21 protein-coding genes and 1 tRNA gene are annotated in these 23,141 nt (G+C 73.0%); 14 read left to right on the plus strand and 8 right to left on the minus strand.

What is annotated here, in order from left to right:
- Positions 1-3 precede the first annotated feature (3 nt).
- The 3 genes from FHS37_RS25070 (at position 4) to glmS (ending at position 3,116) form a co-directional block, all read left to right on the plus strand.
- Positions 4-915 carry a DUF4429 domain-containing protein gene (locus FHS37_RS25070; protein WP_184825098.1) on the plus strand — a complete coding sequence of 304 codons (912 nt, stop codon included), beginning with the start codon at positions 4-6 and terminating at the stop codon, positions 913-915.
- 73 nt (positions 916-988) lie between these two features.
- Entirely contained in the window at positions 989-1,246 is a 258-nt protein-coding gene (locus FHS37_RS25075; protein WP_030217181.1) for a hypothetical protein, read from the plus strand.
- Between the two features lie 52 nt (positions 1,247-1,298).
- Entirely contained in the window at positions 1,299-3,116 is a 1,818-nt protein-coding gene (gene glmS / locus FHS37_RS25080) for a glutamine--fructose-6-phosphate transaminase (isomerizing) (RefSeq protein ID WP_184825099.1), read from the plus strand.
- Between the two features lie 133 nt (positions 3,117-3,249).
- On the opposite strand, the gene FHS37_RS25085 is transcribed toward glmS, so the two are convergent.
- Positions 3,250-3,777, minus strand: coding sequence for a universal stress protein (locus tag FHS37_RS25085; RefSeq protein ID WP_184825101.1), 528 nt, complete (start codon positions 3,775-3,777; stop codon positions 3,250-3,252).
- Positions 3,778-4,561: 784 nt separating this feature from the next.
- On the opposite strand from FHS37_RS25085, the gene FHS37_RS25090 reads away from it, so the two are divergent.
- The 3 genes from FHS37_RS25090 (at position 4,562) to FHS37_RS25100 (ending at position 6,860) form a co-directional block, all read left to right on the plus strand.
- Positions 4,562-5,854, plus strand: coding sequence for a GlxA family transcriptional regulator (locus FHS37_RS25090; RefSeq protein WP_184825103.1), 1,293 nt, complete (start codon positions 4,562-4,564; stop codon positions 5,852-5,854).
- Positions 5,855-6,066: 212 nt separating this feature from the next.
- Entirely contained in the window at positions 6,067-6,669 is a 603-nt protein-coding gene (gene orn / locus FHS37_RS25095; RefSeq protein ID WP_184825105.1) for an oligoribonuclease, read from the plus strand.
- Between the two features lie 118 nt (positions 6,670-6,787).
- Positions 6,788-6,860 (plus strand) — tRNA-His (locus FHS37_RS25100).
- Positions 6,861-7,001: 141 nt separating this feature from the next.
- Here FHS37_RS25100 and FHS37_RS25105 read toward each other — a convergent pair.
- Positions 7,002-8,057 carry a LacI family DNA-binding transcriptional regulator gene (locus tag FHS37_RS25105; RefSeq protein WP_184825107.1) on the minus strand — a complete coding sequence of 352 codons (1,056 nt, stop codon included), beginning with the start codon at positions 8,055-8,057 and terminating at the stop codon, positions 7,002-7,004.
- Positions 8,058-8,402: 345 nt separating this feature from the next.
- Here FHS37_RS25105 and FHS37_RS25110 point away from each other — a divergent pair, with 345 nt between their 5' ends.
- The 4 genes from FHS37_RS25110 to FHS37_RS25125 all read left to right on the plus strand — a co-directional run bounded on the left by FHS37_RS25110 (position 8,403) and on the right by FHS37_RS25125 (position 13,246).
- Positions 8,403-9,761 (plus strand): ABC transporter substrate-binding protein, encoded by a 1,359-nt coding sequence (locus FHS37_RS25110; protein WP_184825109.1) that lies wholly within the window; start codon positions 8,403-8,405, stop codon positions 9,759-9,761.
- 5 nt (positions 9,762-9,766) lie between these two features.
- Positions 9,767-10,777 (plus strand): carbohydrate ABC transporter permease, encoded by a 1,011-nt coding sequence (locus FHS37_RS25115; RefSeq protein WP_184825473.1) that lies wholly within the window; start codon positions 9,767-9,769, stop codon positions 10,775-10,777.
- 12 nt (positions 10,778-10,789) lie between these two features.
- The gene (locus FHS37_RS25120) at positions 10,790-11,695 is read left to right on the plus strand and encodes a carbohydrate ABC transporter permease (RefSeq protein ID WP_184825111.1); all 906 of its coding nucleotides are present in this window, start codon (positions 10,790-10,792) and stop codon (positions 11,693-11,695) included.
- A 111-nt stretch (positions 11,696-11,806) separates the two neighbouring features.
- Positions 11,807-13,246, plus strand: a complete 1,440-nt coding sequence (locus FHS37_RS25125) for a GH1 family beta-glucosidase (RefSeq protein WP_184825113.1) — start codon at positions 11,807-11,809, stop codon at positions 13,244-13,246.
- A gap of 151 nt (positions 13,247-13,397) precedes the next feature.
- Here the strand turns inward: FHS37_RS25125 and FHS37_RS25130 are convergent, their stop codons facing one another.
- The 3 genes from FHS37_RS25130 to FHS37_RS25140 all read right to left on the minus strand — a co-directional run bounded on the left by FHS37_RS25130 (position 13,398) and on the right by FHS37_RS25140 (position 17,083).
- Positions 13,398-14,846 (minus strand): glycoside hydrolase family 18 protein, encoded by a 1,449-nt coding sequence (locus FHS37_RS25130; protein ID WP_184825115.1) that lies wholly within the window; start codon positions 14,844-14,846, stop codon positions 13,398-13,400.
- A gap of 111 nt (positions 14,847-14,957) precedes the next feature.
- Positions 14,958-16,367, minus strand: a complete 1,410-nt coding sequence (locus FHS37_RS25135; protein ID WP_184825117.1) for a sensor histidine kinase — start codon at positions 16,365-16,367, stop codon at positions 14,958-14,960.
- Positions 16,364-17,083 (minus strand): response regulator transcription factor, encoded by a 720-nt coding sequence (locus FHS37_RS25140; protein ID WP_184825119.1) that lies wholly within the window; start codon positions 17,081-17,083, stop codon positions 16,364-16,366. Before FHS37_RS25140 ends, FHS37_RS25135 begins: the two co-directional genes overlap by 4 nt.
- A 108-nt stretch (positions 17,084-17,191) precedes the next feature.
- On the opposite strand from FHS37_RS25140, the gene FHS37_RS25145 reads away from it, so the two are divergent.
- A complete protein-coding gene (locus tag FHS37_RS25145) occupies positions 17,192-17,743 on the plus strand; it encodes a hypothetical protein (protein WP_184825121.1) in 552 nt (183 codons plus the stop codon).
- Positions 17,744-17,788: 45 nt separating this feature from the next.
- Here FHS37_RS25145 and FHS37_RS25150 read toward each other — a convergent pair whose 3' ends face one another.
- Positions 17,789-18,655 (minus strand): spermidine synthase, encoded by an 867-nt coding sequence (locus FHS37_RS25150; protein WP_184825123.1) that lies wholly within the window; start codon positions 18,653-18,655, stop codon positions 17,789-17,791.
- A gap of 99 nt (positions 18,656-18,754) precedes the next feature.
- Here FHS37_RS25150 and FHS37_RS25155 point away from each other — a divergent pair, with 99 nt between their 5' ends.
- Positions 18,755-19,045, plus strand: a complete 291-nt coding sequence (locus tag FHS37_RS25155; protein ID WP_184825493.1) for a hypothetical protein — start codon at positions 18,755-18,757, stop codon at positions 19,043-19,045.
- 187 nt (positions 19,046-19,232) lie between these two features.
- On the opposite strand, the gene FHS37_RS25160 is transcribed toward FHS37_RS25155, so the two are convergent.
- A complete protein-coding gene (locus FHS37_RS25160) occupies positions 19,233-19,676 on the minus strand; it encodes a hypothetical protein (protein ID WP_221500272.1) in 444 nt (147 codons plus the stop codon).
- Between the two features lie 294 nt (positions 19,677-19,970).
- Between FHS37_RS25160 and FHS37_RS25165 the strand changes: the two genes are divergently transcribed.
- Entirely contained in the window at positions 19,971-21,368 is a 1,398-nt protein-coding gene (locus FHS37_RS25165; protein WP_184825127.1) for an NsdA family TPR-like regulatory protein, read from the plus strand.
- A gap of 28 nt (positions 21,369-21,396) precedes the next feature.
- Here FHS37_RS25165 and FHS37_RS25170 read toward each other — a convergent pair whose 3' ends face one another.
- On the minus strand, positions 21,397-21,993 hold the full coding sequence (locus FHS37_RS25170; RefSeq protein WP_184825129.1) for a histidine phosphatase family protein: 597 nt from the start codon (positions 21,991-21,993) through the stop codon (positions 21,397-21,399).
- Positions 21,994-22,177: 184 nt separating this feature from the next.
- Between FHS37_RS25170 and FHS37_RS25175 the strand changes: the two genes are divergently transcribed.
- On the plus strand, positions 22,178-23,140 hold the full coding sequence (locus FHS37_RS25175) for a phosphatase PAP2 family protein (RefSeq protein WP_184825131.1): 963 nt from the start codon (positions 22,178-22,180) through the stop codon (positions 23,138-23,140).
- Position 23,141: the final 1 nt, after the last annotated feature.

Below are 23,141 nucleotides of genomic sequence, written 5' to 3' on the forward strand. Positions count from 1 at the left end.
CCCATGGCGGAAATCATCCAGAAGGACGGCACCTGGACCTTCGACGGGGACGCGTTGCGCCTGACTCCCGGGCGGGACAAGAACGTCGGCCTGCTGCGCAGGACCCTGGGTGAACTGGCGGTGCCCCTGGAGGCGTTGGCGGGGATCTCGTTCGAGCAGGGCAAGAAGGCGGGGCGGCTGAGGCTGCGGCTGCGCGACGGCGCCGATCCGCTGCTGCACGCGACCGGCGGCCGGCTCACCGAGCCGCACGACCCGTACCAGCTGATCGTCGAGTCCGACCGCTACGGAGTCGCCGAGTACTTCACGGAGGAGGTCCGCAACGCCCTGCTGCTGGACCAGGTCCCCTCCGACCCGGTCGACGGGTACCTGCTGCCCGGCCCGTCCGTGCCGCTGTCCGTGTCCGCCGGGGACGGCACGGCGAGCTTCGACGGCGAGCGCGTCCGCCTGGAGTGGAACTGGAAGACGGAGGACGCCAAGGCCGCCGCCGGCGCCCGCACGCTCGCGCTGGCCGACATCACCGCCGTGGAGTGGCAGCCGGCGGTCGGCCTGGAGAACGGCCACCTCCGCTTCACCGTGCGCAGCGCCCCCACCAAGGCCCCGGCCAAGTACGACCCCAACGCGGTGGAGCTGTGGGGCTTCAAGAAGGACCCGCTGATGGCGCTCGTCGCCGCCGCCGTCCAGGTGCGCCTGCCCCACCCGGCCGTCCGGGACGCCGCCGGGAGCGTCGCCGCGGGCGAGCCGCCGGCGGACCCCGGGGCCGTCGGCGCGCCCGCCGCGGCTCCCGCCCCCGCCGCCGAGCACGATCACGACGCCCTGCTGCGCCGGCTGCGGGAGCTGGGCGAGCTGCACCGTTCCGGGGTGCTGACGGACGAGGAGTTCACCCTGGCCAAGCAGGCGATCCTCAAGCGCATGTAAAGGCGCCGCCCGGTCCTGCCCGGAATCGGGCACGTTTCTTGCGAAACCGCCGCCGGTGCCTCAGGATCAACGGGTGCACGACGAACTTGTTGATCACCTGACGCGGTCCACGCCCCTCAGCCGGGGCGAGGCGCTGCGCGTGGTCCAGGACGTGCTCGCCTACTTCGACGAGACGACCGAGGAGTACGTCCGTCGCCGCCACCGCGAGCTCCAGGCCCAGGGCCTGGTGAACGCGACGATCTTCGAACGGATCGAGGCGGACCTCAGATACCGCGCCGTGGCCCCGCCCGAGCTCTCGCTCCGGCAGCTGCGCCGCATCGTGTACGGCTGACCCTCCGCGGCCACCGTCCACAGCCACCGCCTACACCTAGGAACACACCCACATGTGCGGAATCGTCGGATACATCGGCAGGCGCGAGGTCGCTCCCCTGCTGCTCGAGGGCCTGCAGCGGCTGGAGTACCGCGGCTACGACTCGGCGGGCATCGTCGTCACCTCCCCGAAGGCGTCCGGCCTGAAGATGGTCAAGGCCAAGGGCCGGGTGCGCGACCTGGAGGCGAAGGTCCCCGCCCGCTTCAAGGGCACCACCGGCATCGCCCACACCCGCTGGGCCACCCACGGCGCCCCGTCCGACGTGAACGCCCACCCGCACCTGGACGCCGAGGGCAAGGTCGCCGTCGTCCACAACGGCATCATCGACAACGCCTCCGACCTGCGCCGCAAGCTGGAGGCGGACGGCGTCGAGTTCCTCTCCGAGACGGACACCGAGGTCCTCACCCACCTGATCGCCCGCTCGCAGGCCGAGAAGCTGGAGGACAAGGTCCGCGAGACCGTGCGCCTCATCGAGGGCACCTACGGCATCGCCGTCCTGCACGCCGACTTCCCGGACCGCATCGTGGTGGCCCGCAACGGCTCGCCGGTCGTGCTCGGCATCGGCGAGAAGGAGATGTTCGTCGCCTCCGACATAGCCGCCCTGGTCGCCCACACCCGGCAGGTCGTCACCCTCGACGACGGCGAGATGGCCACCCTCAAGGCCGACGACTTCCGCACGTACACCACCGAGGGCACCCGGACCACGTCCGAGCCGACCACCGTGGAGTGGGAGGCCGCCTCCTACGACATGGGCGGCCACGACACCTACATGCACAAGGAGATCCACGAGCAGGCCGAGGCCGTGGACCGCGTGCTGCGCGGCCGGATCGACGACCGCTTCTCCACCGTGCACCTGGGCGGCCTGAACCTGGACGCCCGCGAGGCGCGCCGGATCCGCCGCGTGAAGATCCTCGGCTGCGGCACCTCGTACCACGCCGGCATGATCGGCGCGCAGATGATCGAGGAGCTGGCCCGCATCCCCGCCGACGCCGAGCCGGCCTCGGAGTTCCGCTACCGCAACGCGGTCGTCGACCCCGACACCCTGTACGTCGCGGTCTCCCAGTCCGGTGAGACGTACGACGTGCTGGCGGCCGTGCAGGAGCTGAAGCGCAAGGGCGCCCGGGTGCTGGGCGTGGTGAACGTCGTCGGCTCGGCGATCGCCCGCGAGGCGGACGGCGGCATCTACGTGCACGCCGGCCCCGAGGTGTGCGTGGTGTCCACCAAGTGCTTCACCAACACCACCGTCGCCTTCGCCCTGCTCGCCCTGCACCTGGGCCGCACCCGCGACCTGTCGGTGCGCGACGGCAAGCGGATCATCGAGGGCCTGCGCCGGCTCCCGGCCCAGATCGCCGAGATCATGGAGCAGGAGGAGGAGATCAAGAAGCTGGCCCTGGAGTACGCCGAGGCCCGCTCGATGCTCTTCATCGGCCGCGTGCGGGGCTACCCGGTGGCCCGCGAGGCCTCCCTGAAGCTCAAGGAGGTCTCCTACATCCACGCCGAGGCCTACCCGGCCTCCGAGCTCAAGCACGGCCCGCTGGCCCTCATCGAGCCCGCGCTGCCCACGGTCGCGATCGTGCCGGACGACGACCTGCTGGAGAAGAACCGCGCCGCGATGGAGGAGATCAAGGCCCGCAGCGGCCGGATCCTCGCCGTGGCCCACCAGGAGCAGGAGAAGGCCGACCACACCGTCGTCGTCCCGAAGAACGAGGACGAGCTGGACCCGATCCTCATGGGCATCCCGCTCCAGCTCCTCGCCTACCACACGGCGCTGGCCCTGGGCCGGGACATCGACAAGCCGAGGAACCTCGCCAAGTCGGTGACGGTGGAGTAGGACGCCCGGGGCGCGGGGCCGCGTCGACGTGCGGCCCCGCCGCGCGGACGCGGTCAGCCCCGCGTGCCGTCACGGGCGGAGACACGAGAGGGACCCCCGGGTGCGCCGCACGGCACCGGGGGTCCGCATCCGTTCACGGAATGACGACGACCGGCCGCTGCGCCCGCTTGGCCAGCCTCCCGGCGACGGAACCGAAGAGCCGCCCCACGAGACCGTGGGTGGACCCCACGACGATCGCGTCGGCCTCGTACTCCCGCCCCACTTCCTCGAGTTCGTGGCAGATGTCGCCCCCGCGCTCGACCAGGATCCAGGGCACCTCGGTGAGGTGGTCCGCACAGGCGAGCTCCAGACCGAGGACCTCGGTGCGGTGGTCCGGGACGTCCACGAAGACCGGGGGCTCGCAGCCCGCCCACACCGTGGTGGGCAGCCGGTTGGCGACATGGACGATGATCAGGCCCGAGCCGAGGCGCCGCGTCATGCCGATCGCGTAGGCGAGGGCCCGCTCGCTGGAGGTCGAGCCGTCGAAGCCGACGACCACACCGTGCCGGAACGCGGGGTCGCACGCGTGGCGTGGCTCCTCCGCCGCCGCGGGATCGGCCGCCGTGGGGTCGGCGACCGGCCGCTTGCGGTCCGCGGGTTCGAAGAATTCGTGACCGGCCATGGCTGTCTCGGAGTGGTGATCCTTCGGTGGGGGACGACAGTGTGCGGCGGAGCTGTGTCCGGGAATCATCTTCCCAACCCCATACCCCCAAGGGTACGGCGGCACTCCTCCTGAGCCCAGATCCCGCGCACGCTGGCTGGCGGGTTCTCCGGAGCATGCACGAGGGGACGCCCGTAACGCAATGGTTGCTGTGCCGTACAGGCGGTTTGCGCGGGGTTCACTCAGCCGCGAGAGTGGGTCGCCGCGGGCCGTCCGCCCCGGAAGGCGCGGTGAGCGACGGTCCGGCCGCACGCCGCCCCCCGTGAGCCACGCCACAGGGGAGCACGCCGCGCCCGGCACCGGTGCCGCCCTCGGCGCCGGCTCCGGGCGGAGGCCGCACGACGGCGGGGAGGCACCGGCCGACTGACCGGTTTCCGCGCACACGCCCGTATCTTTTCAGCCAACTTCCGCTTCTCGCCCACCCCCCGCTCCGACCACCCCCCAACCCCCGTTCGACCTGCACGGAAAGGGTCACGGGGGTCCCGCGCACCCTACGGGGATTGGCCACTGCGACGAGGCGCACTTCCCTGCGCGGCCCGCGAGTGCAACGCTTCGTGATCGAATGCTTCACGCCAAGTTGCCAAGTCGACAATGTGCCGGATGCCGAACTGGCCACCGGGGCACGGCGGGACGCAGTAGATTCGATCTTGACTGTCTTACGGCGGGGGACTCGTGCAGGACCGAGGGGAAACGTGCAGGAGCGACACAACCGAGGAGCCGCGACCACCGAGGGGGGCTTAGCAGGATGAGCCACGACTCCACTGCCGCGCCGGAAACCGCGGCCCGGAAGCTCGCCGGGCGACGCCGCAAGGAGATCGTCGCGGTGCTGCTGTTCAGCGGCGGCCCCATCTTCGAGAGTTCCATACCGCTGTCGGTGTTCGGGGTTGACCGCCAGGACGCCGGCGTGCCGCGCTACCGCCTGCTGGTGTGCGGCGGCGAAGAAGGCCCGCTGCGGACCACAGGGGGCCTGGAACTCACCGCGCCGCATGGACTGGAGGCGATCGCGCGGGCGGGCACCGTCGTGGTGCCGGCCTGGCGCTCGATCACCTCGCCACCGCCTCAGGAGGCGCTCGACGCGCTGCGCCGGGCCCACGAGGAGGGCGCCCGCATCGTCGGGCTGTGCACCGGGGCCTTCGTCCTCGCGGCGGCGGGCCTGCTGGACGGCCGGCCCGCGACCACCCACTGGATGTACGCGCCGACGCTGGCCAAACGCTATCCGTCGGTGCACGTCGATCCGCGGGAACTCTTCGTAGACGACGGTGACGTGCTGACCTCGGCGGGCACCGCGGCCGGCATCGACCTGTGCCTGCACATCGTGCGCACGGACCACGGCAACGAGGCGGCCGGGGCGCTCGCCCGCCGCCTGGTCGTCCCGCCGCGCCGCAGCGGCGGCCAGGAGCGCTACCTCGACCGGTCTTTACCGGAGGAGATCGGCGCCGACCCGCTGGCCGAGGTCGTCGCCTGGGCGCTGGAGCACCTCCACGAGCAGTTCGACGTGGAGACGCTGGCGGCCCGTGCGTACATGAGCCGCCGCACGTTCGACCGCCGGTTCCGCTCGCTGACCGGCAGCGCGCCGCTGCAGTGGCTGATCACGCAGCGGGTGCTGCAGGCGCAGCGCCTGCTGGAGACGTCGGACTACTCGGTGGACGAGGTCGCCGGCCGCTGCGGCTTCCGCTCGCCGGTCGCCCTGCGCGGCCACTTCCGGCGCCAGCTCGGCTCGTCCCCGGCCGCCTACCGGGCCGCGTACCGCGCGCGGCGCCCGCAGTCCGACCGGAGCCAGGACACCGACGGCACCGCGAACCCTCCGGGCGGCGTCCCGGTCGGCCAGCAGGGCCACCCGGGACTGCCGGGTCATCCGGGTCATCCGGGCCAGGCGGCGGCCGCCCTGCACCCGGAGAACCCCGTCCCGCACCAGGCGGCCCGCCGCACCGCGGCGGCGAGCGCCCTGGGCCCGTCCCTGACGGCCTCGGCGGACACCGGCCGCGAGGCCTACGTCCCGTCGCGGGCCGGCGTCCCGGGACAGCGCAGCGCGACGTGAAGTGACCACCGGCGGCCGACGGGCCGGAGGCCGTGAGGCCTCCGGCCCGTCGGCCTGTGCCGGCGAGGTCGCGCAGCCCTCGTCCGGCCCGTCCGGGGCCGGGACGGGCCGGACGGGCCGGGGGCGGCGGCCCCGTGGCGGTCGCGCCGGCGCCGCCGACGGCACCACCCGGCCCGGCACGGCGCGGTCCCCCGCGCCGTAAGGTGAGACACATGAACGATCGCATGGTGTGGATCGACTGCGAGATGACCGGCCTCTCGCTGTCGGACGACGCGCTCATCGAGGTGGCCGCCCTCGTGACCGACTCCGAACTGAACGTCCTCGGCGAGGGCGTGGACATCGTCATCCGCCCGCCGGAGCGGGCCCTGGAGACGATGCCGGAGGTGGTGCGTCAGATGCACACCGCGTCCGGGCTGCTCGCCGAGCTGCCGGACGGCACGACGCTCGAGGACGCCGAGCAGCGGGTGCTCGCCTATGTGAAGGAGCACGTCAAGGAGCCCGGCAAGGCGCCCCTGTGCGGCAACTCCGTCGGCACCGACCGCGGCTTCCTGCTGCGGGACATGCCGACGCTGGAGGACTACCTGCACTACCGCATCGTGGACGTGTCCAGCGTCAAGGAACTGGCCCGCCGCTGGTACCCGAAGGCGTACTTCAACAGTCCCGAGAAGAACGGCAACCACCGCGCCCTCGCCGACATCCGCGAGTCCATCGCGGAACTGCGCTACTACCGCGAGGCCGTCTTCGTACCGCAGCCGGGACCCGACTCGGACACCGCGAAGAAGATCGCCGCGAAGCACGTTCTGCCTGCTCAGTAGGCGGATCGGGGGGACGCCGGGGGCGCTGCGACAAGTCGTGCGCGAGCACCCCTTCGGACCCTGTACACTTTTTCTCGGCCGGTCGGGGAAGGAACTGATCCCAGCCGACAAGGTCATGGTGGGTGTAGCTCAGCTGGTAGAGCACCTGGTTGTGGTCCAGGATGTCGCGGGTTCGAGTCCCGTCACTCACCCTCAGCAGTCAGCCGGTGACCCGGTACCGAGGTCACCGGCTGAACTCGTCTCCGGGGCGTGCCCGGAACCTCCCCGTCCGGGAGGTCCCGGGCACGCCCCGGACTCGTCAGGGCCTCGGGCCCCCCGGGGCCTCGGGAGCCTCAGGACGAGGCCCGCTCCACCAGCTCGGTGGCCAGCACCATCTGGCGCCGGTCCAGTTCCCGGGACGCGGGCGGGCGGCGGTCGGCGATCTCCGCGAGCAGCAGGTCGATCATCCGGTGGCCCATCTCCTCGATGGGCTGGCGCACGCTGGTCAGCGGCGGGTCCATGTGACGGGCGATGGCGGAGTCGTCGTAGCCCACCAGCGCCACGTCGTCGGGGATGCGGCGGCCCGCCTCGCGCAGGGCGTGGCGGGCACCGGCCGCGGTGACGTCGGAGGCGGCGAAGACCGCGTCCAGGTCGGGGCGGCGCTCCAGCAGGGCCGCCATCGCGCGCCGGCCCCCCTCCTCGGTGAAGTCACCGGCCTCGATCAGCAGCTCGTCCGCCTCGTGCCCCGCGTCCCGCAGCGCGTCCCGGTAGCCGTCGGTGCGCCGCTGGGCGCCGTAGACGTCGAGGCGGCCGGTGATGTGGGCGATGGTGCGCCGGCCCCGGCCGATCAGGTGCTCGACGGCCTGGCGGGCGCCGCCGTAGTTGTCCGAGTCCACCGAGGTGAGCGTCTCCGCGGCCGAGCGGGGGCCGCTGATCACCGCCGGGATCTCCAGCTGGGACAGCATGTCGGGCAGTGGGTCGTCGGCGTGCACCGAGACCAGCAGCACGCCGTCCACCCGGTGGGCGGCCAGGTACTGGGCGAGCCGCTGCCGCTCCCGGTCGCTGCCCGCGAAGATCAGCAGCAGCTGCATCCGGGTGTCGGACAGCGCCGAGCCGACGCCCCGGAGCATGTCGGAGAAGTACGGCTCGGCGAAGAACCGGGTCTCCGGCTCGGGCACGACCAGGGCGATGGCGTCCGTGCGGTTGGCGGCCAGGGCGCGGGCGGCGGTGTTCGGGACGTACCCGAGCTCCGCGACCGCGGCCTCCACGGCGGCCCGGGTGGCGTCGCTCACCCGGGGGGAACCGTTGATCACCCGGGAGACCGTGCCGCGGCCCACACCGGCGCGCGCCGCCACCTCTTCAAGGGTGGGCCGACCGCCGCTCCGGCTCCGCGCTCCGTGGCTTGCCATCGGCTCCGCCTCCCGTCGTATGTCACTCTGGCCTGGAATCTAACAGCCCCGCGGGCGGTCGTGACCGCCGCCGGGAGCACGGCTCCCGGACGCCGGGCTTCCGGGGGCGGTCCGGAGACGTCCAGTTAACAGGCCGATAACTGAACGCACTTTGCCGTGTCTGCTCCCTTGACACCCCCGCCCGGACCGGGGACTCTTCAACACATCACTTGTGGGAGCGCTCCCACGGTACCTGACACATACACAACCCGCACGTTCCCCGCCCGAGCCGCAGCGAGCAATAACACGGGACCAACCATGCCGTTGGCCGGGGGGTCGGCACGTCAGGGCAACAGGAGGACGCACATGCGAGCACGTACCCTCCCCCTCTCTCGGCAGCGTTCGGGCGGGGGGAAGCCCATCGCCCGCAAGGCGCTGGCCGTCGCGGCGGCGGTGGCGCTGAGCACCGGGCTGCTGGCCGGCTGTGCCGACGACGGCGGAGACGACTCCGATTCCTCGTCGGGCGGCGGCGAGGGCAAGACCACGATCACGCTGGGGCTGTTCGGCACCTTCGGCTTCAAGGAGGCCGGTCTCTACGACGAGTACGAGAAGCTGAACCCGGACATCAACATCGAAGAGAACGTCGTCGAGCGCAACGAGAACTACTACCCGGCGCTCGTCAACCACCTCACCACCAACAGTGGCCTGATGGACGTCCAGGCGATCGAGATCGCCAACATCACCGAGATCGTCAACACCCAGGCGGACAAGTTCGTGGACATGTCCAAGGCCGAGGGCGTGGACAAGACCAAGTGGCTCGACTGGAAGTGGCAGCAGGCCACCGGCAAGGACGGCCAGACGGTCGGCCTGGGCACCGACATCGGCCCGATGGCCATCTGCTACCGCAAGGACCTCTTCGAGAAGGCCGGTCTGCCCACCGACCGCGAGGAGGTCGGCAAGCTGTGGGCGGGCGACTGGAACAAGTTCATCGAGACCGGTGAGAAGTACAAGAAGGCGGCCGGGGAGGACACCTTCTTCATGGACTCCCCCGGCGGTCTGCTCAACGCCGTCCTCAGCAGTGAGGAGGAGAAGTTCTACGACTCCTCCGGCGAGGTCATCTACAAGACCAACCCCGCCGTCAAGGCCGCCTTCGACCTGACCGCCGAGGCCGCCGAGAAGGGGCTGGTCCAGTCGCAGACGCAGTTCCAGCCGGCCTGGGACACGACGATCGCCAACAGCAAGTTCGCCACCGTCGCCTGCCCGCCGTGGATGCTCGGCACCATCAAGGGCAAGTCCAAGCCGGACGCCGCCGGCAAGTGGGACGTGGCCGCCGCGCCCAAGGCCGGCAACTGGGGCGGCGCCTTCCTGGGCGTGCCCAAGAGCGGCAAGAACGTGGAGGAGGCGCAGAAGCTGGTGACCTGGCTGACCGCGCCGGAGCAGCAGGCCAAGCTGTTCGCCGTGCAGGGCAACTTCCCGAGCGCCCCGGGCGCGTACGAGCTGCCCCAGGTGAAGGACGCGAAGAACGAGATGACCGGTGACACGCCGATCGGCGAGATCTTCGCCAAGGCCGCCGAGTCCATCCCGTCCCAGGTGCTCGGCCCGAAGGACCAGATCATCCAGCAGGGTCTGACGGACAACGGCGTCATCCTGGTGACCAAGGGCAAGTCCGCCAAGGAGGCCTGGGAGACGGCCACCAAGACCATCGACAACAACCTGGACAAGTGACCCGCATGGCCACCCGCCACGACACCGCCGCGCCCCCCGTCAAGGGGGGCGCGGCCCCGGGCCGTTCGCCCGGGGGCTCCCCCACGGACAAGGAACAGCAGCGCCGGGCCAGGCTGTCCCGCCGCTGGCAGCGCGACGTGCGCTGGAGTCCGTACGCGTTCGTCGCGCCGTTCTTCCTGCTGTTCGCCGCCTTCGGCCTGTTCCCGCTGATCTACACCGGCTGGGCCTCGCTGCACCAGGTGGAGCTGACCTCCCCGACCGACATGAACTGGGTCGGGCTGAAGAATTACACCCGGATCTTCGACGACGACTTCTTCTGGAACGCGGCGAAGAACACCCTGACCATCGGCATCATCTCCACCGTTCCGCAGCTGATGATGGCGATGGGCATCGCCCACATCCTCAACTACAAGCTGCGCGCCTCGACCTTCTACCGGGTCGCGATGCTCGCGCCGTACGCCACCTCGATCGCCGCCGCCGCCCTGGTGTTCGTGCTGCTCTTCGGGCGTGACTACGGCATGATCAACTGGGCGCTGGGCTCGATCGGGATCGACCCGATCGACTGGCAGGGCGAGAAGTGGCCCTCGCAGATCGCCGTCTCGACGATCATCATCTGGCGCTGGACCGGCTACAACGCGCTGATCTACCTGGCCGCGATGCAGGCGATCCCGCAGGACCTGTACGAGTCGGCGGCGCTGGACGGCGCCAGCCGCTGGAAGCAGTTCATCCACGTGACGCTGCCCTCGCTGCGCCCGACCATCCTGTTCACGGTGGTGGTCTCCACGATCGGCGCCAGCCAGGTCTTCGGCGAGCCGCTGCTGTTCGACGCCAACAGGGGCGCGTCCGGCGGCGCGGAGCACCAGTTCCAGACGCTCGGCCTGTACCTGTACGAGCAGGGCTGGGTGAACCAGCACCTGGGCCGTGCCTCGGCGATCGCCTGGACGATGTTCGCGATCCTGATCGTCATCGGCATCATCAACCAGCTCATCTCGCGCCGGCTGCGCGCCAGCAGTTAAGGAGTTGTGGCCGTGACGACGACTGTGACGCCCCCCGAGACCACGCCCGCCAAGGAGGCCAAGCGTCCGCGCCTGCCGAAGTCGGCGCGGGCCGGCGGAACGCTGCACGGCGGTCCGATCGCGTACGCGATCCTGATCGTGTTCACGATCGTGTCGCTGTTCCCGCTGGTGTGGACCGCGATCGCCGCCTCCCGGGACAACCAGCGGCTGGCGCAGAACCCGCCGCCGTTCTGGTTCGGTTCCAACCTGTTCAAGAACCTGGAGATCGCCTGGAAGGACGCCAACCTCGGCGAGGCGTTCCTCAACACCACGATCGTGGCGGGCACTTCGGCGGTGACCATCGTCGTGCTGTCGACGATCGCCGGGTTCGCCTTCGCCAAGCTGCGCTTCAAGGGCCGCAACGCGCTGATGCTGATCGTCATCGGCACGATGATGGTGCCGCCGCAGCTCAGCATCATCCCGCTGTACATGATGGTCGCCAAGCTCGACTGGTCCGACCAGCTGCAGGCGGTCATCTTCCCGTCGCTGGTGAGCGCGTTCGGCGTGTTCTTCATGCGGCAGTACCTGCTCCAGGCGCTGCCGGACGAGGTCATCGAGGCGGCCCGGGTCGACGGCGCGAGCAGCTGGCGCGTGGTGTGGCACGTGGTGTTCCCGGCCGCGCGGCCGGCGATGGCCGTGCTCGGCATGCTGACGTTCGTGCAGACCTGGAACGACTTCCTGTGGCCGTTCCTGGTGCTGACCCAGACCGGCAACCCGACCGTGCAGGTCGCGGTCGCGGGTCTCGGCCGCGGCTTCACCCCGGACCAGTCCCTGATCATGGCGGGTGCGCTGCTGGGCACGCTGCCCCTGCTGCTGGTCTTCGCGATCTTCGGCAAACAGATCGTGGGCGGCATCATGCAGGGCGCCGTCAAGGGCTGACCCCGCTCGTCCGAAGTCCCCCTGGGGCCGGGTCACCGCCGCCTCGGCCCCTCCTCTCCTCCCCCGTTTCTTACTCGTCGGTCTTCCACGACCTCCTATGGGAGCGCTTCCATGTCTGACTCCGCCACGCCGGCGACCCCGGTGACCTTTCCTCCCGCCTTCCTCTGGGGCGCCGCGACCTCCGCGTACCAGATCGAGGGTGCGGTGCGGGAGGACGGACGGACCCCGTCCATCTGGGACACCTTCAGCCACACGCCGGGCAAGACCGCCGGCGGCGACACCGGTGACATCGCTGTCGACCACTACCACCGCTACCGCGAGGACGTGGCGCTGATGGCGGAGCTGGGCCTGACCGCCTACCGCTTCTCCGTCTCCTGGTCCCGGGTGCAGCCCACCGGCCGCGGCCCCGCCGTGCAGCGCGGCCTCGACTTCTACCGCCGCCTGGTGGACGAGCTGCTGGCGAAGGGCATCAAGCCCGCCGTCACCCTCTACCACTGGGACCTGCCGCAGGAGCTGGAGGACGCGGGCGGCTGGCCGGAGCGCGACACCGCGTACCGCTTCGCGGAGTACGCGCAGATCGTCGGCGAGGCGCTCGGCGACCGGGTGGAGCACTGGATCACGCTCAACGAGCCGTGGTGCAGCGCCTTCCTGGGCTACGCCTCCGGTGTGCACGCCCCCGGCCGCACCGACCCGGCGGCCTCGCTGCGGGCCGCCCACCACCTCAACCTGGCGCACGGCCTGGGCTCCAAGGCGCTGCGCTCGGTGATGCCGGCCCGCAACTCCGTCGCGATCAGCCTCAACTCCTCGGTGGTCCGGCCGCTCTCGCCGAGCGATCCGGCGGACGTCGCGGCGGCGCGCAAGATCGACGACCTGTCCAGCGGCATCTTCCACGGCCCGATCCTGCACGGCGCGTACCCGGAGACCCTGCTGGAGGCGACCTCGTCGCTCACCGACTGGTCGTGCATCCAGGACGGCGACCTGGACCTGATCCACCAGCCGCTGGACGCGCTCGGCCTCAACTACTACACGCCCACCCTGGTGTCGGCGGCGGACCCGGACGCGAAGGGACCGCGGGCCGACGGCCACGGGGCGAGCGCCCACTCGCCGTGGCCCGCCGCGGACGACGTCGCCTTCCACCAGTCGCCGGGCGAGCAGACGGAGATGGGCTGGTCCGTCGACCCGACGGGCCTGCACGAGCTGATCATGCGCTACCACCGCGAGGCGCCCGGCCTGCCGCTCTACATCACCGAGAACGGCGCGGCCTACGACGACAAGCCCGACGCCGACGGCAAGGTGCACGACCCGGAGCGCGTCGCCTACCTGCACGGCCACCTCACCGAGGTCCGCCGGGCCATCGCCGACGGCGCCGACGTGCGCGGCTACTTCCTGTGGTCCCTGATGGACAACTTCGAGTGGGCGTACGGCTACGACAAGCGCTTCGGCGCGGTGTACGTCGACTACGTGACCCAGCAGCGGACCCCGAAGTCCAGCGCCCTGTGGTACGCGCGGGCTGCCAAGTCGGGGACCCTGCCCGAACCCGAGCGCGTCTGAGCCCTCTCCGGAAGCGGGGGACGGGGCGCGGTGCCCTAGGGGAGTGCCGCGCCCCGTGCGGGGATGGTCCGGTCCTGCCACCGGACCACGTGTGCCCCGGCCGGATGGGGAACCGGCCGGGGCACACGCTTCTCCGTGGTGCGGCGGGGGCTCACTCGTAGGCCGCGAACGCCTTCGTGAAGGCGAACTCGTCCTGGAGGATCGAGCTGCAGGTGGCGTCGGCGGAGGGCTTGGTGCCGCCGGGGCACTGCCGGTCGCGGGTGCCGGACCACATGGACAGCCAGCCCAGGCCCTTGGCCTCGGCGAAGTTCACCAGCTGGGTGGCGTCGTCGACCTCGAACACCTCGGTGACGACGTCGTTGACGCCGATCATGGGCGTGACCGCGACGGTCCTCCACGCCTCGTCCTCGCTCAGCCCGAGGACGCCCTTGAGCTGGGCCTGGGTGGCGGTGGCCGCCTGCTCGGCGTAGGTGCCCATGTCACCGCTGTAGGCGGGGCCGTAGTCCATCGCCATGATGTTGACGGCGTCGATCCGCACGCCGTTCCTCTTCGCGTCCGCGAGGAGGTTCACGCCGTCCTGGGTCAGGCCCTCCGGCATCACCGGGAGGGTGAAGGAGACGTCCAGGTCCGGGTGGTCCTTCTGGAGCCTGGCGATGGCCTGGGCGCGGCGGGTGTTGGCCGCCGCGTTCGGCAGTGCGCCGCCCTCGACGTCGAAGTCGACCTCGGTGAGGTCGTAGGCGTCCACGACCTTTCCGTACGCCGCCGCCAGCGCGTCCACCGAGGTGCAGGTCGTGCCCAGTTCGGAGCCGGCCGCGCCGCCGAAGGAGACCCGGACGTCGCCGCCCTCGGCGCGCAGCGCGCCGATCTGGGCGGCCACCGCGTTGCTCCCCAGGTCGCTCACGCCGCCCCACGTGGGCGTGCAGCCGCCGCCGTCGGTGATGAAGGCGAGGTTGTAGTGCTTCACCCCGGTCGCCTCGGCGCTCGCGAGGAGGTCGAAGGCCGGGAAGAGGGAGGTGTCGACGTACGGGGCGAAGCGGGCGGTGGCCGGGGTGCCGCCGCCGGTGCTCTCCGTGGGCTTCGGGGTGGGGGTCGCCGTCGGCTCCCCGGTCGGCGTCGGCTGCCCGGTCGGGGTAGGGGCCTCGGTGGGGCGGCCGCTGGGCTCCGGGGCCGGGCCGCCGTCCGCGGAGCACTCGGCGCCGTCGACGAGGCAACCGGTCGGCTCGCCGGTGCCCTTGGCGACGAAGCCGACGGTGACCGACTCGCCGGCGGCCAGGCCGTCGGTGTCCCACTTCGGGGGGCGCACGGTGACGTGCCGGCCGCTCACCTCCGACTCGGCGTTCCACAGCGAGCCGAGCTCGGTGCCGGCGGGCAGGTCGAACTCCAGCGTCCAGTCCTCGTCCCGCTCGCCGCTGTTGTTGGTCACCACGTACTGGGCGGTGTACCCGGTCGACCACGCGCTGGTCCTCGTGTACGCCGCGCCGACGCCGGCCGCCTGGGCGGTGCCGGTGAACAGGAACGCGCCGCCGCCGGCCACGGCCGCGGCGACCACGCCGCCGATCGCCTTGTTCCTGCCGCTGGTCCTGCGCCGGTGCGTGCTCATCACGTGCCTGCCTTCGCTGCTGTTCGGGGGATGCGGTGCGGCAGCACGCTAGCGATCCGGAACCGGACGAACTTCCCGATCCGGGAGGCCGTCGGGGATCTTAGGGCGCGCTTAAGGAAGGGATCGGGGGCGGTTAAAGGTCGGGACCAGACGGCCGGGCCGGCGCCGGCGGACGCTCCCGCGGTGACCGCGCCGTCCGGGTGCCCGCCCGCGTCCGTCGAGCTGGAGCCAGATCCGCACCTCGGTCCCGCCGAGCACCGACGAGCCGATCCGCACGTCCCCGCCGGTCGACTCGGCGAGCCGGCGCACGATGTCCAGGCCGAGCCCGGTCGAGCCGTCGCTGCCCGAGCCCCGGCCGCGGGCCATCGCCGCCTCCGGGTCGGGTATGCCGGGCCCCGCGTCGGAGACGAGCACGATCACCGCGTCGTCGCCGTTGTGCACGTCGACCGCGAACGCGGTGCCCTCGGCGGTGTGCCGGAAGACGTTGCCGAGCAGGGCGTCGAGGGCGGCGGCCAGGTCGGTGCGGGCCACGGGGACGCGCACCGGCCGGTCCGCCCCGGCCACCCGCCACTTGCGGCCCTCGTCCTCGGCGAGCGCCGACCAGAACGCCATCCGCTCCCGGACCACCTCGGCCGCGTCGCACCCGGAGCCGGGACCGGCGGCGGCCGTCTGCGGCTTGGCCTCCCGGGCGGTGCGGATGATGGTGTCCACCTCGCGCTCCAGCTGCTCGACCGCCGCCCGGGTCTGCTCGGCGGCCGGCCCGTCGCCGAGGGAGGCGGCGTTCAGCCGCAGCACGGTCAGCGGGGTACGCAGCCGGTGGGACAGGTCGGCGGCCAGCTCCCGCTCGTTGGCGAGCAGTTGGACGACCTGGTCGGCCATGGAGTTGAACGCCACCGCCGCCAGCCGCAGTTCGGTCGGCCCGTCCTCGGGCACCCGGGCCCCGAGCTTGCCCTCCCCCAGCTCTCGCGCCCCCTCCACCAGCCGCCGCGCGGGCCGCACCATCCGCACGCCCAGCCGGTCGGCGACCGCGACCGAGCCGAGGATCAGCGCGGCACCGACCCCGGCGAGCACCGCCCAGGCCGTGCCGACGCCGTTGGTGACCTCGGACTCGGGGACGAACACCTCGACCACGGCGATCTCGCCGCTGCTGAGCGCGACCGGCTGGAGCAGCGTCGAGCCGCCGGGCACCGTGGAGGTGGAGGCGCGCCCCAGTTCCCGCACCATCGCGATGTCCTCGGCGGCGGTCCGCCGGCGTCCTATGTCGAGGGGTTCGCCGCCGTCGCCGGCCGGGATGTGCACGGCCATGGCGGCGTCGGAGCCGGCGGAGGCGACGACGCGCTCGAGCTGGTCGCGGTCGGTGGTGATGGACAGGGCGGGGGCGATGGCCGCCGCCTCCCGCTCGGCGTTGGAGAAGGCGCGGTCGCGGGCCATCTCCCGGATGACCAGCCCGAGCGGCACCGCGAACGCGATCACGACCATCGCGGTCACCGCCAGCGAGACCTTCACCAGCGCCCACCTCATCGCGGCGGCTCCCCTTCGGGCAGGGGGGCGGCGGGCGGTTCCAGCTTCACGCCGACGCCCCGCAGGGTGTGCAGGTAGCGCGGCCGCGCGGCGGTCTCCCCCAGCTTCCGCCGCAGCCAGGACAGGTGGACGTCGATGGTCTGGTCGTCGCCGTAGGACTGCTGCCACACCTCGGCGAGCAGTTCCCTGCGGGGCACGACCACGCCGGGCCGGCCGGCCAGGAAGGCGAGCAGGTCGAACTCGCGCCGGGTCAGGTCGAGCCGCACGCCGTCCAGTTCGGCCTGGCGGCGCAGCGGGTCGACGGTCAGTCCGCCGACCCGGAGCACGGGGGACGGCGCGCTCTCCGGGCCGCCGGACCGGGCCCGGCGCAGCACGGCCGCCATCCGGGCCGAGAGGTGCTCCACCGAGAAGGGCTTGGTCAGGTAGTCGTCCGCGCCGGCGTTCAACAGCCGCACGATCTCCGCCTCGTCGTCGCGGGCGGTGGCGACGATCACCGGTACGTCCGTGATGCCGCGCAGCATCTTCAGGGCCTCGGACCCGTCGAGATCGGGCAGTCCGAGATCCAGGACGACCACGTCGAAGCGGAAATGGGCGACCTCGCGCAGCGCCTCCAGTGCCGTGCCGACGCTGCGCACGGTGTGCGAGGCGTCGGTCAGCTGCCGGATCAGCGCCGAACGTACGAACTGGTCGTCCTCGACCACGAGAACACTTGCCATGGGCCGCACCGTACGCCATGGCGGGCGGGCCCCGTGCGGGCCTGTGGACAACTCCGGACCCCCCGCGGGCGCGACACCCGTGGGGCGGGTGAGGCAGTATGGCCGACGATGCGCAGAGGACTCGTACACGTACTGGCCTGGCTGCTCGCCACGGGCGCGGCCGTCACGCTGTCGTGGTGGGGTGTCAGCACAGTGATGGCGGGCACCGCCTACACCCCGCCCCGCGCCCTGCCCGTCGCGGCGGCCGACGCGGCCGCGCAGGAGTCGAGGCCGGTGTCGTCCTCGACGCGGCGGCCGTCGCACGCGCCGGGTTCCCGGGCCCCGCAGGAGCCGTCCCCGACGCCGGACGGGGCGTCCCGCGCACCGGACCCCGAGCCCTCGCGGTCCGCGCCCGCACCCACCCGCTCCCCTTCCCCCACCGCCACCGCCACCGCCTCCGGCCGGGTCAGGAGTTACGACACCGACGGCGGGCGGGCGGTCTTCGACCTCGGCGGGACCTCCGCGTCCCTGGTGTCGGCGACGCCGGGGGCGGGCTGGTCGATGCAGGTGTGGAAGACGGAGACGTGGATCCGGGTGGAGTTCGCCTCGGGCGCGGACCGGGTGTCGGTCTTCTGCACCTGGCACGACGGGCCGCCCCGCGTGGAGGTCGGGACCTACTGACCGGACCGACCGGGCCGAGCGGCTCGTCACCGGGGCCGGGGCCGGTCACCGGAACACCGAGGGGGGCGGCGCGGGTGACGCCACCGCCGCCAGGTCGGTCACCGGGACCGCCCCGCCGGTGAAGTCCGTGAGGTCCCTGCCGTGCTGGACCCGGCCCGGGTGCGGGTCGGAGGCGGCGCGGCGGGTCAGCTCGGCGATCGGCAGGGGGGCGTCGGAGGCGACCAGGACGGCGTTGCCGAAGCGCTTGCCGCGCAGGACCGCGGGGTCGGCGACCAGCGCGAGCTCGGCGAACCGGGCGGCGGCGGTGGCGATCTGGCCGCGCAGATGCGCGAGCGGCGGTCCGTCGGCGAGGTTGGCGGCGTAGACCCCGCCGGGCGCGAGGGCCCGGCGGACGTCGTCGAGGAACTCGGTCGAGGTCAGGTGGGCCGGTGTCCGGGCCCCGCTGAAGACGTCGGCGACGACGAGGCCGGCCCATCCGTCCGGCACCTTGGCGAGCCCTTCCCTGGCGTCCGCCGAACGCACCCGGATCCGGTCCCCGGGGGCCAGCGGCAACTCGCGGCGGACCAGTCGCACCAGCGCCGCGTCCCGCTCGACGACCTGCTGGGTGGAGCGGGGGCGGGTGGCCGCGACGTACCGGGCGAGGGTGAACGCGCCGCCGCCGAGGTGCACGGCGTGCACGGGCTTGCCGGACGGGGCGACGAGGTCGACGACGTGGCCGAGCCGTCGCTGGTACTCGAAGGAGAGGTGGGCGGGGTCGTCCAGGTCGACGTGCGACTGCGGGGCGCCGTCGACCAGCAGCGTCCAGGCCCGCGGCCGGTCCCGGTCGGGGACGAGCTGGGCGAGCCCCCCGTCGACCTGCTCGACGACCTCGACGGCGCCCTGCCTGCGCCCGGCGTTCCTGGACCTTCCCATGGGGGCATTGTCCCAAGCGGCCACCGGTGCCGTCCGCCGGGCGGTCCTGCCGGGGCCGCGGCGGGCGGTGCGCGGGGAGCGTGCCACGATGTGCGGGGTGTGCCGGAGCCGGTCGGCGTCGACGGGCCGGGCACCCGTGAGACCGCCGCCCAGGAGGCCCGGATGCGCGCTGCCCGCCGTGGGCACTCCCCCTCGCCCGGTCCGTCGTCGGCGGGGAACGCCCGGACCGGACGGCGCGCCGGCACCGTCCTCGCAGCCGTCGGCGCCGTGCTCGCCGCGGTCGGCTCGGCCCTGTACGTCCTGCCCGGGCCCGGCCTCCCCGTCCTGGCCGTCGGTCTCGTCGCCCTGACGGCAGGACTGGTCGCGGCCGCTGCCGGCCGTCGCGGCTGATCCCCACCGCCCCGGCCCGGCGGCAGAGCCTCCGCACCCGTGCTCCGGCACCGGGCCGGCCCCGGCGCCTTCCTCCGCCGCCCTGCTCCCGGTCGGGCTCGCCCCGCTCACCGGCCGGGCACCGCACCGCCGGCCGTCGTCGGCGAGGGCGGCGACGGGCGGCCGGCCGCCCGTCGCGCGGGGGCCGTCAGCGGCAGCTGTCCGCCGCCTCGATCAGCCGCTGGGCCTCGTCCAGCGCCGCCCGCAGCACCGCGGGGTCGGTCGCCGGGTCCGCGTCCCCGGGAGGCAGCAGCCAGTCCGAGCCCTCCACCGGCGGCTCGGGGGACGGCCGCAGCCCGCGGCCGTCGGTCTCCGTACAGGTGCTGCCCGGCACGTCCCAGGCGGCGGCCGTCCCCGGCGGCACCAGGAAGCCGAGCGTGTCACCGCCGCCGTCGTGCAGGACGGGCCCCACCGCGTCCCCGGCCCCGCGCCGCAGGATGTCGACCGCCTCCAGGCCCTGCCGTGCCGGGACCGTGACCACGTCGCACCCCGGCGGCGCGAGGGGCGGAGCACCGCCTCCGGCGGTCGCCGCGCGTCCGGCCGCCGACACACCCGGCGGCGCCGGAGGATCGTTGCTCTGGCTGGTCACCATCCCGGCCTCCACCACACACACCCCTGCCTGAAGACGAGCGGTCGGGAGTCGGGGGCCTCCCGGTCCACGGGGTTCAACGCGCCGGATCGTCAACGGCAACGGCACGAGTGCGCCGCAAAGGATGGCAGATCATGGCAGATCGCGGCTGAGATATCCGGTTTGTAGCCAAACTCCGCGTGGCGGCTCCGTCACAGCAGGTACGTTCTTGCCCGCCGGAAACAGGACGACACTCGGCAATCGACCAACTCGTCCCGAATCCGGCATGGTTCGACGGTTCGCAGAGAGGACCCGGCCATGGCGTCGTCAACGGTGCCCTCGTCCCAGCCCGACCGGCCACCCCGGCCCAACCTCGTCTTCCGGCAACTGCGCGGACCGCGCTCGCCGGCCGAGTTCGCCGCGGCGGTCCGCCGGGCCGCCCGCGAGATCGGCGAGCGGGTCAGCTGCGACGCGCGGTACGTGCACCGGGTGGAGGCGGGCGAGATCCGCTGCCCCAACTACGCCTACGAACGGGTGTTCCTGCACATGTTCCCCGGCCGCACGCTGACCGACCTGGGCTTCGCGCCCCGCTCGTCGGTCCGCGGGCGCAGGGCGCGGGACGCCGCGCGTGAGACGGGCGCGGCGGACGAGCCGTACGACACGCAGGACCGGTACGACACGTACGACCACGAGGAGAGCGACGTGCTGCGTCGCGCATTCATGACCGGCGGAGGCGCCACGGTGGCCGCCGCCTCACTGGGCCCGCTCGGGATCGCCCCGGACGCCTCGGCGGCGCAGCGCGCCGTGCGCCGCGCCGGGGCGAGCGACGCGGGCGCCCTGGAGGAAGCCGTCCGCCGGATCCGGCTGCTGGACGACCGGCACGGGGCCGACGGTCTCTACCGGCGTGCGGCGGCACCCCTGCGCGCCGCCTACGCGCTGCTGGACGCCGGTGCGACCCGGCAGCGGACGGCGGACCGGCTGTACGCGGGCGCCGGTGAACTGGCCATCTCGGTGGGCTGGCTGGCCCACGACTCGGGCCGCTTCGACGACGCGCGCTCGCACTACGCGGAGGCGCTGGCGACCGCGCGGGTGACCGGGGACCCGGGCCTGGAGGCGCACGCCTTCTGCAACACGGCGTTCCTCGCGCGGGACGCGGGCCGGCCCCGGGAGGCGGTGCGGGCGGCGCAGGCCGCACAGCGGGTGGCACGGTCGCTCGGCTCGCCGCGGCTGATGTCGCTGCTGGCGCTGCGCGAGGCGGGCGGCTGGGCCGGACTCGCCGACCGCACGGGCTGCGAGCAGGCCCTGGCCCGGGCACAGGCCTACTTCGAGCGCGGCCCCTCGGAGGCGGACCCCGAGTGGATGAGCTTCTACGGGGAGGCCGAACTGGAGGGCCTGGAGGCGCAGTGCTGGTCGACGCTGGGCGACTGGCCGCGCGCGGCCCGGCACGCGCGGCGGGCGGCGGAGCTGCAGGACCCGCACTTCACCCGCAACATCGCCCTGTACACGGCGGAACTGGCGGACGACCTGGCCCGCGGCGGACGCCCCGACGAGGCGGCCCAGGCCGGGATGCGGGTGCTGGACCTGCTGGCCGAGGTCCAGTCGTCCCGGATCCAGACGATGCTGGCGGGCACGTCCCGCGTCCTGCTCCCGCACCGCCGCGCCTCGGGCGTCTCGGCGTTCCTGGACCGTCACGCCTCGTTCCCCCGCGTGGTGTGAGCGGCCCCCGCGCGGCGGCGGCCGCTCCTCAGGGCGTCAGGTGTCCCAGGTCGTTCCAGCTCTCGAGGGCCGGCTCCCCGTACGCCCAGCCCAGGACCGACAGCGACGTCGGGTTGAGGCGGATGCGGGCCGCGAAGTCGAGGGGCAGGCCCAGCCAGCGGGCGCCGATGGAGCGCAGGACGTGCCCGTGGGCGAAGACCAGCACGTCCCGGTCGGCCGAGCGGGCCCAGGCCACCACCTCGTCCGCGCGGGCCGCCACCTCGGCCGGGGTCTCCCCCTCGGGGACGCCGTCGCGCCAGATCAGCCAGCCGGGGCGGCCGGCCTGTATCTCGGCCGGGGTCATGCCCTCGTACGCCCCGTAGTCCCACTCCACGAGCGCGTCCCACGCGTGGGCGCGCTCGCCGAAGCCGGCGAGTTCGCAGGTCTCCCGCGCGCGTGCCAGCGGGCTGGTGCGCACCTCGACGCCCGGCAGCCCGTCGTACGGCGCCCGGTGCAGGCGCTCGCCGAGCAGCTTGGCGCCCCGTCGGCCCTCCTCCAGGAGCGGCACGTCGGTCCTGCCGGTGTGCTTGCCGGACAGCGACCAGGCGGTCTGTCCGTGCCGGGCCAGCAGGATGCGCGGTGCCATGGGAGACCTTCCGGGTGGGGTTCGCGGGCGGACCCCTCCATCATCGCGCACCCCGGTCGCGGGCAACCCGGCGGGCGATCTCGGCGTCTATCAGGGCCGAAGGCGTCTCACGGGAGGCGCGCACACCGTAGAGTGGCTGGCCGCCGACGCGCGCCGCGCGAGAACGAAGGGGGAGGGCGATCGGATGCCGCACACCGAGACACCGGGCATCGAGGCGGCCCCGGCGACCCGGCTGCGCTGGTGGACCGAGCTGCCGCTCATCCTCCTGGTGTACGCCTGCTACTCGGCGGGGCGGCTGGTCGTCCGGGGCGACGTCTCCGACGCGGTGGACCACGGCCTGGCGATCCTGCGCATCGAGAAGGCCCTGTACCTCAACGCCGAGCACCCGCTGAACCGTCTCTTCACCCGGGAACCGTGGCTGGGCATACCGGCCGACTTCTGGTACGCGTCGCTGCACTACCTGGTGACGCCCGCGATCCTGGTCTGGCTGTTCCGGTCCCGCGCGGTGCGCTACCGCGCCGCCCGCACCTGGCTGATGACGTCCACCTTCATCGGCCTGATCGGCTTCACCCTGCTGCCCACCTGCCCGCCCCGGCTGCTCGACGCGAGCCACGGCTTCGTGGACACGATGGCCCACTACAGCTCCTGGGGCTGGTGGGGCGGCGAGGCGAGCGCCCCGCGGGGCCTGGGCGGGATGACCAACCAGTACGCGGCGATGCCGAGCCTGCACGTGGGCTGGGCGCTGTGGTGCGGGGTGGTCCTGTGGCGGTACGGCAACGGCTCGCTCCTGACGCGGACGGCCGCCGTGGTCTACCCGCTGGTGACCACGATCGTGGTGATGGGCACGGCGAACCACTACTTCCTCGACGCGGCCGCGGGGGCCGCGGTCATGGGCGCCGGACTGCTGCTGACCCCGGCCGTGGTGCGGTACGCCGACCTGGTCAAGTCCCGGCTCCTGCCCCGCCGCACACCGGTCACGGCACCCTCCTCCGGCACGCGTTCCCCGGTTGTCAGTGCGGGATGCCAGACTTCCGCGGGTGAGCGAATTCCACGGCAGCGGCAGCACGAGCCGCGGTACGGACCAGGAACCGAGCCGGACGCCTCCCCCTCGGACGCGGGGGAAGGGGCTCCGGCACCGGCTCGCTGAG

The organism is Streptomyces griseomycini, from assembly GCF_014203535.1.
GTDB lineage: Bacteria > Actinomycetota > Actinomycetes > Streptomycetales > Streptomycetaceae > Streptomyces > Streptomyces griseomycini.